This is a genomic window from Pseudomonas sp. BF-B-30 (assembly GCF_019956305.1).
Taxonomy (GTDB): Bacteria; Pseudomonadota; Gammaproteobacteria; order Pseudomonadales; family Pseudomonadaceae; genus Aquipseudomonas; species Aquipseudomonas jessenii.
The window spans coordinates 34,517-46,582 of record NZ_JAHBDG010000042.1 but is presented as its reverse complement, the minus strand read 5'-3'; the positions used below and the strand labels follow the sequence as shown (position 1 = coordinate 46,582).

General features: G+C 62.5%; 10 protein-coding genes. 4 read left to right on the top strand and 6 right to left on the bottom strand.

The genetic code is table 11. From position 1 onward, the window contains the following. Positions 1-234: 234 nt before the first annotated feature. Together KGB29_RS20545 and KGB29_RS20540 are read right to left on the bottom strand one after the other, a co-directional pair. On the bottom strand, positions 235-1,113 hold the full coding sequence (locus KGB29_RS20545) for an SDR family NAD(P)-dependent oxidoreductase (RefSeq protein ID WP_150814203.1): 879 nt from the start codon (positions 1,111-1,113) through the stop codon (positions 235-237). After that, positions 1,110-2,852, bottom strand: coding sequence for an FAD-binding protein (locus KGB29_RS20540; RefSeq protein WP_223616479.1), 1,743 nt, complete (start codon positions 2,850-2,852; stop codon positions 1,110-1,112). The genes KGB29_RS20545 and KGB29_RS20540 overlap by 4 nt, the downstream gene beginning before the upstream one ends. 266 nt (positions 2,853-3,118) lie before the next feature. Here KGB29_RS20540 and KGB29_RS20535 point away from each other — a divergent pair, with 266 nt between their 5' ends. The 3 genes from KGB29_RS20535 (at position 3,119) to surE (ending at position 7,156) form a co-directional block, all read left to right on the top strand. After that, complete coding sequence (locus KGB29_RS20535; RefSeq protein WP_057714061.1) at positions 3,119-4,696, top strand: DUF1302 domain-containing protein; 1,578 nt, start codon at positions 3,119-3,121, stop codon at positions 4,694-4,696. 23 nt (positions 4,697-4,719) lie between these two features. Continuing rightward, positions 4,720-6,099: a DUF1329 domain-containing protein gene (locus KGB29_RS20530; protein ID WP_057714060.1), complete on the top strand. Its 1,380-nt coding sequence runs from the start codon at positions 4,720-4,722 to the stop codon at positions 6,097-6,099. A 79-nt stretch (positions 6,100-6,178) separates the two neighbouring features. After that, a complete protein-coding gene (gene surE / locus KGB29_RS20525) occupies positions 6,179-7,156 on the top strand; it encodes a 5'/3'-nucleotidase SurE (protein WP_150814205.1) in 978 nt (325 codons plus the stop codon). Positions 7,157-7,353: 197 nt separating this feature from the next. Here surE and KGB29_RS20520 read toward each other — a convergent pair whose 3' ends face one another. The 4 genes from KGB29_RS20520 to KGB29_RS20505 all read right to left on the bottom strand — a co-directional run bounded on the left by KGB29_RS20520 (position 7,354) and on the right by KGB29_RS20505 (position 10,815). Further along, complete coding sequence (locus tag KGB29_RS20520; protein WP_150814206.1) at positions 7,354-7,812, bottom strand: REP-associated tyrosine transposase; 459 nt, start codon at positions 7,810-7,812, stop codon at positions 7,354-7,356. Positions 7,813-7,950: 138 nt separating this feature from the next. After that, positions 7,951-9,066: a 3,4-dihydroxy-2-butanone-4-phosphate synthase gene (locus KGB29_RS20515; protein ID WP_150814207.1), complete on the bottom strand. Its 1,116-nt coding sequence runs from the start codon at positions 9,064-9,066 to the stop codon at positions 7,951-7,953. Beyond that, complete coding sequence (locus tag KGB29_RS20510) at positions 9,063-9,989, bottom strand: alpha/beta hydrolase (protein WP_150814208.1); 927 nt, start codon at positions 9,987-9,989, stop codon at positions 9,063-9,065. Before KGB29_RS20510 ends, KGB29_RS20515 begins: the two co-directional genes overlap by 4 nt. Next, positions 9,976-10,815 carry an SDR family NAD(P)-dependent oxidoreductase gene (locus KGB29_RS20505; protein WP_150814209.1) on the bottom strand — a complete coding sequence of 280 codons (840 nt, stop codon included), beginning with the start codon at positions 10,813-10,815 and terminating at the stop codon, positions 9,976-9,978. Before KGB29_RS20505 ends, KGB29_RS20510 begins: the two co-directional genes overlap by 14 nt. A 146-nt stretch (positions 10,816-10,961) precedes the next feature. Between KGB29_RS20505 and KGB29_RS20500 the strand changes: the two genes are divergently transcribed. Further along, entirely contained in the window at positions 10,962-12,005 is a 1,044-nt protein-coding gene (locus KGB29_RS20500; protein WP_057714054.1) for a Rieske 2Fe-2S domain-containing protein, read from the top strand. The last annotated feature ends 61 nt before the right edge of the window (positions 12,006-12,066 follow it).

Below are 12,066 nucleotides of genomic sequence, written 5' to 3'. Positions count from 1 at the left end.
CGATGAATTCCTTATCGGCGCTTTAGGTAGAAAGGGCGGAACGAGAAGTCTCCCACGGTCCGTACTGGCTAGAGTCGGAATCGAGCTGTTAGTCCCGCCCACCCCTTCAAGTCTAAACATACAAGCGGGCTTGCTCGCGAAGGGGTCATCAGCCTCAACATTATTGTTGACTGACATACCGCTTTCGCGAGCAAGCCCGCTCCCACAGGGTTTTGTGTTTTACCTGGTACCGAGTTAAACCACCCGCGCCGGATGCTGCTGGCGCGGGTCGCCGAGCATGGCGCGGTGGGACGGCGGCTGGCGGCCTTCGGCTTCGCTGATGCCGTAGCCAGGGGCGATTTCGGCGGTGATCAGGGTCTGCCCGGACAACGCCATCAACTGCGGATCATTGAGCAAGGCATGAATCACCCGCCCGTTGAATTGCGGGGTTTCGGCGTGGGCCAGAAACGCCTGGTACTGCTCGCCATGCTGTTCGCCGGCAATCTTCGTGCGTTCGGTCAGTTGCGGGCCGAGCCACAGCGACAATGCCGCCACGCCCTGCCCTTCGAAATCGATCGCCATGTCCGCCGCCAGCTTGTCGACGCCGGCCTTTTGCGCGCCGTACGCCGGGCCATGCATGTAGCACCCGGCACCGAACGACGAAGTGAAGCAAATCAGCCCTTGTGCACTTTTGAGCAACAGCGGCGCGGCGTAGAAGCTGGCGATGTAGGCCGAGCGCAGGCCGACGTCGAGAATGCGCACCAGGTCCAGCGATTTAGTCCAGAACGGCCCTGGTTCGATCAACTGGTCATGGATGAACGCGGCGTTGTTCACCAGCAGATCCAGATGCCCGCACTCATTTTCCACACGGGTAAACAGCGCCTGAACCTGCGCGTCATCGGCGTGATCACAGACCACCGCGATACCGCGCCCACCGGCGTCGGTGATCGCGGCGGCGGTGTCCTCCAGCGAGCCGCGCAAGGCATGCCCGTACAAATTCGACCCGCCCTGCGCCGGGGCGCGACCGGTGACATACACCGTCATGCCCGCCGCCCCAAGGGCCAGGGCAATACCCTGCCCGACTCCGCGACTGGCGCCGGTCACTACGGCGATCTGTGGACGCTGGTTGTTCATTCGACACTCCCGAACAAGGTTTTCGCCGAAGCGGTTTCGCTCTGGCGCTTGATGTGATTGGCTGCCAGGTAACCGAAGGTCATGGCCGGGCCGATGGTCGAACCGGCACCCGGATAGGTGCGGCCCATCATCGAGGCGGCGCTGTTGCCGATGGCGTACAGACCGTTGATCGGTTCGCCGTCTTCATGCAACACGCGGGCGTGCACGTCGGTCAGCAGGCCACCCTTGGTGCCGATGTCGCCGGCGTCGATGCGCACGGCGTAGAACGGCCCTTTGAGCAACGGCGCCAGGCACGGATTGGGTTGCACGTTCGGGTCGCCGTAGTAGCGATCGAACAGTGATTCGCCCTTGTGGAAATCCTCGTCGACGCCCTGCACGGCCATGCCGTTGAAACGCTGCACGGTGCGCACCAGCCCGCCAGCGTCGACGCCGATTTTCGTCGCCAGTTCTTCCAGGCTCGACGCCTTGTGGAAGTAATCACGCAAATGCTCGGGCAATTGCCAATCGCGCTGGGCATAGCCCGGCAACAAGGCGCCGCACGGGTATTTGCGGCGGAACTCGGCGTCGAACACCATCCAGCACGGCACGCTCGCGGCGCCTTCACGGTTGTTGGCGTACATCGCGTAAACGATATCGGTATAGGGCGCGGCTTCGTTGACGAAACGCTCCCCCGCCGCGTTGACCATCACGCACCCCGGCAAGGTGCGTTCAACGAACAGCGCCCGCTGTTTTTCTTCACCCTTGACGTAAGTGGTCGGCGCCCACCAGCTGTGCTCCATTAACGCGGTCCGAGCACCGATGGCCTGGCCAGCGCGAATACCGTCGCCGGTATTGTTGGGTGGCGTGGCACTCCAGTTGGCCCGGGACGGCTGCGGCAGGTACTGCTCGCGCATCGCCTGGTTACGCTCGAAACCACCGGCGGCGATGATCACCCCGTAGCGCGCCTTGACGTTGAGCAACTGACCGTTGCGATTGACCCGTGCCCCGCCGACCCGGTCGCCGACCAGCAGCAGCTCTTCGAATGCACAGTTGAGCCACAGCGACTTGCCGCGATCCTGCAACGAACAGCGCAAGGCACCGATCAAGGCATTGCCCAGGGTCAGGAAACGGTCGCGACGGGATAAACGCCGCCCCTCGCGATCACGCCAGTAGCGCCACATCACCCGCAGGGTCAGGCGCAACCAGCCGGGGCCACGGCACAGCAGCACTTGCGCCTCTTTCATGGTCATCGCCATGCGTCCCATCATCAGGGTGCCGGGGGACGGTGCGCGCATGCGCAAAAATTCTTCGCCGAGTTCGGCGGCATCGAACGGTTGCGGATCCATCGAACGATAGCCCGGTTTTCCGCCCTCGACTTCCGGGTAGTAATCGGCGTAGCGCGGTTGCGCCTCGAAGCGCACGCGGGTGTGTTGTTCCAGGTACTCGACCATCTCCCGGCCGTGTTCGACATAGGCTTCGATGCGCCCGTCGTCGATCTCGCCGTGGGTCACGGCGCGGATGTAGGCAATCGCTTCGGCCGCCGAATCACTGCCGCCAATGGCGTTGATCCGGTGGTTGTTGGGGATCCAGATGCCGCCGCCGGACACCGCCGAGGTGCCGCCGTACTCGCCGCTCTTTTCGATCAGCAGCGCATTCAGGCCCAGGTCGTGGGCGCGCAGCGCTGCGGTCATGCCCCCGGCTCCCGAGCCAATCACCAACACATCACAGCACTCGTCCCATTTGATCCCGGCAGTGTTCATGCGATCACCCTTGTTCAGCGCCCATCAGGCAGAAACCGCCACCGCCGGATCTTCGCCCGGTGCAGTCGGTCTCGGGATTGTTCGCCCCGTGCGCCGGGTGTTCATCGTCCGATAAGACTAAGGCCGGGACTGCGCCCGCCCCGTACAAATCGCTTAGTCCGCTTGGACGATGTTGCGCGCAAGTCGTGACTCCATAGTCGCCCACAGCACCAATCACTCCCCTGAAATGCAGGTCGGGCAGGTCTGACCTGGGCCATGAGGACGACATGATAAAAACAATAATCGCCCCACCAACACAGCACCCTCGCACACAGCTTGTTCTATTGATGCTGGCTGGTGGACTTAGCGCTCACGTTAACGCCATGAGCTTTCAGCCAAGCGAAGACTTGAGCATCGACTGGGACACCACACTGACCTACAGCCTCGCCTGGCGGACCGAGTCTCGCGATCACAAGCTGACCGCCAATGCCAACGGCAATGACGGCGACAACGCGTTCGACAAAGGCAGCCTGATCAACAACCGCAGCGGCTTTCTCACCGAAGCCAACATCAAGTGGCAAGACGACTACGGCGTGTTCGTCCGGGCGACGGGCTTCTACGACAACGTCTACGATCAGGACAACGACAACACCACCGGCACTTCCAACTGCTTCGCCGGCGGCCATTGCAGCAAACCCGACCGTTTCTCCCAGGACACCATCGACCAGCATCGCAATGAGTTGCGCATGCTCGACTACTACGCCTATGGCACCTGGGACGTGAGCGGCCATGCCCTCAACGCGCGCCTGGGTAATCAGGTGGTGAGCTGGGGTGAAAGTCTGTTCTATCCGGGTATTTCCGCGGCCCAGAGCCCGGTGGACGCGACCAAGGCGACCACCCCGGGCGTCGAGGTCAAGGAAATCCTGCTGCCGGTCGGCCAACTGTTCACCCAGTTCGCCCTGACCGAAAGCCTGGGTATCCAGGCCTACTACCAATACAAGTGGGAGAAAACCGAGCTGTTCGGCGTGGGTAGTTACTTCTCCACCACCGACTTCATCGACGAGGGCGGCTTCAACGACGCCTCCGGTTTCGTCACCCGCCTCAAGGACGACAAGCCGAGCGACAGCGGCCAGTACGGTGTGGCCTTCACCTACGCCGCGGAGTCACTGAACAACACCGAGTTCGGCCTCTTCTACTCGCGCTATCACGACAAGACGCCGTCGCTGGACTTTGCGACGAACCTGGGCCGCTACCAGGTGCGCTACTTCGACAACATCGACCTGTTCGGTGCGAGTTTCGCCACGGTGCTGGGCGATGTCAGCTGGGCCGGTGAAGTCAGCTACCGAGACGGCACGCCAGTGATGGTCGACAACGGTTTCTCCAGCCCCGTGCGCGGCAAGACCATACAAGCGCAAACGTCGATGATCTATGTGCTCGGCCCGACCTCCTTCGCCGACAACACCAGCCTGACCGGCGAGCTGGTCTACAACACCGTGGTCAGCAACGACGAGTCGCAGCCAGTGACCCTGGCCCCTGGTTTCGCGCTGCCGGGCACCGACAGCCTGGTCTATGACCGCGATGCCTGGGGCTACACGGTGCAGGCGAACTTTGACTACAACGACGTGTTCAGCGGATGGGACATGTCGGTGCCTGTCACCTTCAGCGCCGCCGCCCACGGCGACAGCTCGATGGTCGGCTCGATCAACGCCGGCCAGAACGATAACCGCGCCAGCATCGGCAGTTCGTGGCGCTACCTGGGCAACTTCACCGTCGAGGCCCGCTACAACGCCTACCTCGGCAGCGCCAACAACAGCCCGTTGGCCGACCGCGATAACGTCGCGCTCAACTTCAAGTACCGGTTCTGATTCCCCTGTCGGAGGAGCACAGCATGTCCAGATTCACCCAAACATTATTGAGCACTGCGCTGACCGTCGGCCTGCTCGGCAGTGGCCTGGCCTACGCCAAGGTCAGCCCCGAAGAAGCCGCCCGCCTGGGCCAGGACCTGACCCCGATGGGCGCCGAAAAAGCCGGCAACGCCGACGGCAGCATCCCGGCCTGGTCCGGCAAATGGCGCGGCCTGCCGCCAGGACTCAAATACGCCGGCCCCGGCACGCCGTACCCGGACCCGTACGCCGCGGAAAAACCGCTGTTCGTGATCGATTCGAAGAACATGGACAAGTACGCCGACAACCTGACCGATGGCCAGAAGGCGCTGTTCAAGCGATACCCGGATACCTTCAAGATCCCGGTCTACCCGAGCCACCGCGACTTCCGCCTTGATCAGCGCCTGGAAGACCAGATCAAGAAAAACGCCGTCACTGCCGAACTCGAGAATGACAACAACGACACCAAAAACGCCTGGGGTGCCTCGCCGTTCCCGATCCCGAAGAACGGCAGCGAGTTGATGTTCAACCATACCTTGCAGGGGCGCGCCAACACTGAAGAGGCCAACTACGGCCAGGCGGTGGTGTACTCCAACAAGGAAAAGGTGCTGGAAGAGGTCAACTACAAGATCTTCTCGATCTGGTCGAGCCCGGACAAAACCCTGGAGGCCGCGAACGGTGTATCCACCCACTTCCTGCTCACCACCCTGGAACCGGTGCGCAAGAAAGGCGAGATCGTGGTCGGTCACGAGTTCATCAATCCGACCGCCTCCCCGCGCCAGGCCTGGCAGTACAGCCCCGGCCAACGCCGGGTACGTCGCGCGCCGACCGTGGGTTATGACTCGCCGACCGGCGCGGGAGGTTTTCGCGTGTACGACGAAGACCGCTTGTTCAACGGTGCGCCAGACCGCTACAACTGGACCATCGTCGGTAAGAAGGAAATCTACATTCCGTACCACAACTACAAGATCGACGACCCGAGCGTAACGGCCGACCAGATCCTGGACACCACCGGCCACGTCGATCCGCAGTACATGCGCTACGAGAAACACCGCGTCTGGGTGTTGCAGGCCAACCTCAAGGAAGGTGCCCGCCACGTATACGCCAAGCGCGTGCTGTACCTGGACGAGGACACCTGGTCCGCGACCATGGCCGACAACTACGACAGCCGTGGCCAGTTGTGGCGCACCAACATGCAGACCTCGATCTACGCCTATGAGATGCAGCGCTACCACGCTCGTCTCGGCATCTACCACGACCTGATCGCCGGCTCTTACCTGGTTGACCGCATGCTGATCGATCAAAAGCCGGCCAAGCTCAATGCCACCGCCTTCACTGAAGACGAATTCACCCCTGGCAACCTGCGCAAACTCGGCACCCGCTAAACTCACCGCGCCCCGACCGAATCATTCGGTCGGGGCGTTGTGCTTTGTAAAATCCGCTGCGCCCACGGAAGACTTCGCCATGAACAAACTCCTCACCGGCATCATCGCCATGGCCAGCGTTGGCCTGTCGATGCAAGCCAACGCCCTGAACATCCTGCTGACCAACGACGATGGCTGCCGCGCGCCCGGCATCGATGCGATGTACCGGGCGCTGACCGCCGCCGGGCACAAGGTCACCCTGGTCGGCCCGTTGAACGACAGCAGCGGCATCAGCGCCGCCAGCGTGGTCGTACCCGGCCAGGCCCTGGCGGTGACCGAACTGGCGCCAGGCAAGTTTTGCGTCGGGCCACCACAGGACTACACCCCGCCCGCCGGCAAGACCTCCGCCATCGGCACGCCGGTGGATGCGGTCAACGTCGGCCTCGATGTGATCCTCAAGGATTCGCCGCCGGACCTGGTGGTGTCAGGCAGCAACTTCGGCGAAAACGTCGGCCCGCTGACGCAGATGTCCGGCACCCTCAACGCCGCCGTTCGCGCGATGTTCAAGGGAATTCCGGCGGTGGCGGTGTCCACGGGTATCGACATGGACCTGATCATCCGCGACCAGCAGGCCGGCTACCGCAAGACCCTCGGCGCCATGGACGACACGGCGCGCTTTGCCGTGAAGGTCATCGAACAGGCGGGCCTGGCCGGTACAGACGCCAAACAGGCCTGTGCCAGGAACAAACATCAGTGTGATTTGAACGTGCTCGGCCTGCCGGGCGTCAGCGGCCTGAACCTCAACTACCCGCCCCTCAAACCCGATGAAGTCAAAGGCGTGCGCTTTGCGCCGATCGGCAATTGGGATCGGGTCAACTTCACCTCCCAGCGCGGCGCCGACGGCGTGGTCCACGTCAACCTGGCTGCCCCGTCGACACCGACCGAAACCCAGCAAAAGGCCGATGCCTATCAACTGTGGCAAGGCCACGCGGTGATCACCGTGATCGACGGCAACATGACCGCGCCAGAGGCGGTGCAAGATCAGGCGAAGAAAATGTTGCGGGGTGTGAAGCCTTAAGCAAGCACGGAACGGTGTTAATCACAAAACCATTGCTCGCGATGAGGCCGACACATTCACCATTGATGTCGACTGACAGTCCGCCATCGCGAGCAAGCTCGCTCCCACAGGGTTACCGGGTGTACGCAACATCTGCGGCTATCCAAAAATCATTGTGGGAGCGAGCTTGCTCGCGATGGTGGCTACGCGGTTACGGATCAAACCCAGATCGCATCCCACAACGGATAGTCGCCAAGCTTCTCAACCAACCCAGCCCGCAACGGGTTCGCGACAACATATCGAGCAAGCTTGACCAGGTCCTCATCCCGCCTCAACGCCCGATCGTGATAGCCCTGCTGCCATAGACTGCCTTTACGTCCGACGGACATGTTCACGGCCCGCGTACTCAATGATTTGGTTTTTTGCATCAGCTGACTGAGTGAGCACTGCTGCAACTCGATCAACCAATGAAAATGATCGGGCATGACGACCCACGCTAAAGAGTTCGCCCAGTATTGTTCCCGTGCATATTGAAATTGCTTGACGACCAGCCTGCCCAAACCGAAATCCTTGAAAACCGGTTCTCGATCCAGCGTGTTGCTCGTCAACAGGTAAACCCTGTTGGGCTCGGCATAGCGGCCGATGCGCAGACGAAATGAAGCAGGTAAATCAGGCATTCCTTTGCCCCCTCCGTAGTGAATTCAGGAGCAAGGCTAGACCGGTGGATGCTTGGGCGTTGGGTCAACCTTTGACCGGATGTGACTAATCGATAGCTATCGCGAGCAAGCTCGCTCCCACTGGGTTTTGTGTTGGCTTCAGACTGTCGGCTGAAACGGCACAAACTCCGTCACTTCCAGATCAAACCCGGACACGGCGGTGTACGGCACCGGCGAACTCATCAGGCGCATTTTGCGCACGTTCTGGTCGCGCAGGATCTGCGCGCCAATGCCCAAAGTCCGTTGCGGAAACTGTGGCGCCCGGTGCTTGCCGCCGCTGCGCTGACGCAGTTGCTCAAGCACGCCCTCGGCGGATTCCTTTTGCGCCAGCAGCACCAGCACACCGCTACCGGCCGCCGCGATACTGGCCAGCGAACGCTCCAGCGTCCACTGTTGCGGCCCGCCTTCGCTTTCACACCCCAGCACGTCACGCAACGTCTCGATGCTTTGCACCCGCACCAACACCGGTTGCGTGCTGTCGATCCGGCCCTTGACCAGCGCCAGGTGCAGCGAGCCCTGGTAGGTGTCCTGATAGGTGGTCACCTGGAACTCACCGTGGCGGGTATGCAGCGGATACTCGCCGCCGCGCTCGATTGTGCCTTCATGCAGGATGCGGTAGTGAATCAGGTCGGCAATGGTGCCGATCCGCAAGCCATGACGTTGGGCGAACTCATGCAATTCGGCACCACGGGCCAGTTCGCCGTCCTCGTTGAGAATGCCCACCAGGGTTGCCGCCGGTTGCAGCCCCGCCAGACGTGTCAGGTCGCAAGCGGCCTCGACATGTCCGGCCCGCTGCATCACGCCACCGGGCAAGGCTTGCACCGGGAAGATATGCCCCGGTTGCACCAGGTCCGTCGGAACGCTGGCCGGGTCGACCGCCACCTGGATCGACCGCGCACGGTCCGCCGCCGAGATACCCGTGGACACCCCGGTGGCGGCTTCGATCGAGCGGGTAAAACCCACGCCATGTTGCGCCCGGGAGTTGGGCACCATCAGGTCCAGGCCCAGCGCGCGACAGCGCTGCTCGGTCAGGGCCAGGCAAATCAGCCCGCGTGCCTGCACCGCCATGAAAGTGACGGCTTCGGCCCCGGCCTGTTCGGCGGCCATCAGCAACGAGCCTTCGCCGTTGTGTTCGTCGTCGGTGATCACCACCATCCGACCGGCGCCGATGGCCTCGATCAGTTGCGGTACCGTGTTGAAAGCCAGGCCGTTCATTTGAGCGCCCCGCGCAGGTCGGCTGCCGCATCGGACAAGGCATGTGCCGCCCCTTCGACAAATGGCGCCATGCTGATAAAGCCGTGGATCATGCCGTCACAACGCTGTACGCGCACAGGCACGCCGGCCTCGCACAAACATTCGGCCATGGCCTCGCCCTCATCGCGCAACGGGTCGAATTCGGCGGTCATCAGGGTGGTTGGCGGCAATCCCGCCAGGCTCTCGGCACGCAACGGCGAGGCCAATGGGTCATCCGCCTGCCCGACGTCTTGCAGATACTGCTGCCAGAACCAGCGCATCATTGCGGCGGAAAGCAGGTAGCTCTCGGCAAAGTCTTCGAAGGACTGAGAGTCGCAACCCGCATCGGTGACCGGGTAAAACAGGCACTGATAGCTGATCTTCGGTCCTTGGCGTCGTGCCGCCAACTGACTGACCGCCAGCGCCAGATTGCCCCCGGCGCTGTCTCCGGCCACAGCCAGCCGGCTGCCATCGACACGCAATTCAGCCGCGTGCTCGACCAGCCAGCAGGTGGCCGCATAACAATCGAGAGGCGCAGCGGGGAACTTGCTTTCCGGCGCCAGTCGGTAGGCGACCGACACCACCACCGCTTCGGTCTGGCGGGCCAGCGAGCGGCAGAGATTGTCGTGGGTATCGAGGTTGCCCATGACAAACCCGCCACCATGGAAAAACACCAGCAACGGCAGGTCGGGTTCTTCCGATGGCCGGTACAGCCGTGCGTCCAGTTCCCCGTCCGCGCCGGCCACCCGCAAGTCGCGCACTTCGCTCATCGGATCGCCGGGGATGGCCGGCAGCAGGTTGTCGGAGAACTGCCGGTACTGAGCGGCATCGACCTGGCTGAAATCGGGCTCGGGGATGTCGCGAAATTGCTGGAGCACCCCAGCGATCTGCTTATCGAGCGGCATGGGCATCGTCCTCTACGTCGGCCATTTGAAACTGCGGATTGGTCTCGCCCAGGATGCTTTGTACCCGGCGCTCAAGGGCCGGCTTGAAACCCTTGTGGGGCAGGATCCAGAAGCGTTTTTGCGCGATGGCGGCGAACACTTGCGCGGCCAGTTCCGCCGGGGTCATGCCCTGGCGAATGGTGCTGTCGAGCAGTTGGCTGAAGTCGGACCCGGCAGTGTCCACCACCTGGTTCGACGCCATGATTTCACTGGCCACCGGCCCCGGGCACAGCACCGAAACCGATACCGGCGCACCGATCATGGCGAGTTCGTAATGCAGGGTTTCCGAGAGCGCGACCACCGCCTGCTTAGTCACGTTGTACGGCGCCATCAGCGGACTGCTGACCAGCCCGGCTAGGGACGCGGTGTTGACCACATGCGCTGCCCGACCCTGACTGAGCAGCAACGGCACAAAGGTGCGAATGCCGTTGATAACGCCGTTGAGGTTGACGTCCAGCATGCGCTGCCATTGCGTCTCGGTGATTTCCCAGCTGAAGCCGGTTTGCATCACCCCGGCATTGTTGAACAGCAGGTCGACCCCGCCAAAGTGCTCGACAGCCCGGTCACGCAAGCGCTCGACCTGTTTCACATCACCGACATCGGTGACGCAGGCAATCGCTTGCACACCGCTGGCCTTCAATTCGTCGCACAGGGCTTGCAGGCCCGCTGCATCCCGATCCGCCAGCACCAGGCGCATGCCCAGTGTCGCCGCGTGTTCGGCCAGGCCACGGCCAATACCACTGGCGGCCCCGGTAATCACCGCTACCGGCCCTTGTTCATTACTCATCGCCAACTCCTGCCATGGGTCCAATGGCGCCAGTAGAGCGGGCCTACTTAAAGCAGCCATCGTCCATTCAGACGATGCCCGCTTTTACAGGGGCGGCAGAATCCGTTACATGCGCCAACCCCGTGATCCCTTGGGAGAATAATAAGATGAGTACCCTGCACCGCATCGAAGCCAAACTGCTGGAAGACCGCTACGCCCGCGGCTGGCATTGCCTGGGCCTGGCCGCGCAATACCGCGACGGCAAGGCCCATCGCCTGGAGGTGTTCGGCACCCGTCTGGTGGCGTTCCAGGGTGAAGACGGCGAGCTGCATATTCTTGATGGCTACTGCCCGCACATGGGCGCCGACCTGAGCACCGGTTGCGTTGAAGGCAACTCGATCCGCTGCCCGTTCCACGCCTGGCGTTGGGGCGCCGATGGCGTGTGCGATGACATCCCCTACGCCAAGCGCATCCCGCCACGGGCCAAGATCAAAAGCTGGCCGATCATGGAAGAGAACCAGTTGCTGTTCGTCTGGAATGACCCCGAAGGCAACCCCCCGCTGCCGGAACAACGCATTCCGCGCATCGACGCCTGCTACAGCGACGAATGGGCGGCGTGGGAAGTCGCTGAGCTGCAGATCGACACCAACTGCCGCGAACTGATCGACAACATCGCCGATATGGCGCACTTCGGCACCGTCCATGGCGCACCGGTCGACGAGTTCATCAATATTTTCCAGGGCCACCTGGCCACCCAGATCATGCGCGCCCGCAGTGAGCGCCTGTCCGGTGACAGCGTGCTGACCACCGAAGCCACCTATTTCGGCCCGGCCTATCAGATCACCGAGATGAACGGTGCCATGAACGGCCAGCCGATCCACTCGATCCTGCTCAACTGCCATGTGCCGGTCGACCTCGACAGTTTCACCCTGCGCTACGGCGTGCTGGTGAAGAAGATCCCGGGCTTGAGCGAAGAGCAGAACCAGGCGATGGCCAAGGCCTACGTGGCGCAGGCGCAGGCAGCCTTCTACGAAGACGTGGCCATTTGGCACAGTAAGACCCGCGTCGATAACCCGCTGTTGTGTGATGGCGACGGCCCGGTCTATCAGCTACGCCGTTGGTACGAGCAGTTCTACACCGACGTCGAGGCACTGTCGGCGGACGTTGCCGAACACAAGAAGTTTGTCGTGCGCGCCAGCGAACGGGTCTGACGCCAGCGGCTTTTCGCCCGCCATGGGCCTGTTCGGCAGCCGCCGGTCAGGCCCTGAGCCC

Excerpts from the sequence above, each read along its gene's own strand:
- KGB29_RS20545 (WP_150814203.1), bottom strand. The coding sequence starts at position 1,113 with ATGAACAACCAGCGTCCACAGATCGCCGTAGTGACCGGCGCCAGTCGC.
- KGB29_RS20535 (WP_057714061.1), top strand. The coding sequence starts at position 3,119 with ATGATAAAAACAATAATCGCCCCACCAACACAGCACCCTCGCACACAG.
- KGB29_RS20515 (WP_150814207.1), bottom strand. The coding sequence starts at position 9,066 with ATGAACGGCCTGGCTTTCAACACGGTACCGCAACTGATCGAGGCCATC.
- KGB29_RS20530 (WP_057714060.1), top strand. The coding sequence starts at position 4,720 with ATGTCCAGATTCACCCAAACATTATTGAGCACTGCGCTGACCGTCGGC.
- KGB29_RS20505 (WP_150814209.1), bottom strand. The coding sequence starts at position 10,815 with ATGAGTAATGAACAAGGGCCGGTAGCGGTGATTACCGGGGCCGCCAGT.
- KGB29_RS20500 (WP_057714054.1), top strand. The coding sequence starts at position 10,962 with ATGAGTACCCTGCACCGCATCGAAGCCAAACTGCTGGAAGACCGCTAC.
- KGB29_RS20540 (WP_223616479.1), bottom strand. The coding sequence starts at position 2,852 with ATGAACACTGCCGGGATCAAATGGGACGAGTGCTGTGATGTGTTGGTG.
- surE (WP_150814205.1), top strand. The coding sequence starts at position 6,179 with ATGAACAAACTCCTCACCGGCATCATCGCCATGGCCAGCGTTGGCCTG.
- KGB29_RS20520 (WP_150814206.1), bottom strand. The coding sequence starts at position 7,812 with ATGCCTGATTTACCTGCTTCATTTCGTCTGCGCATCGGCCGCTATGCC.
- KGB29_RS20510 (WP_150814208.1), bottom strand. The coding sequence starts at position 9,989 with ATGCCGCTCGATAAGCAGATCGCTGGGGTGCTCCAGCAATTTCGCGAC.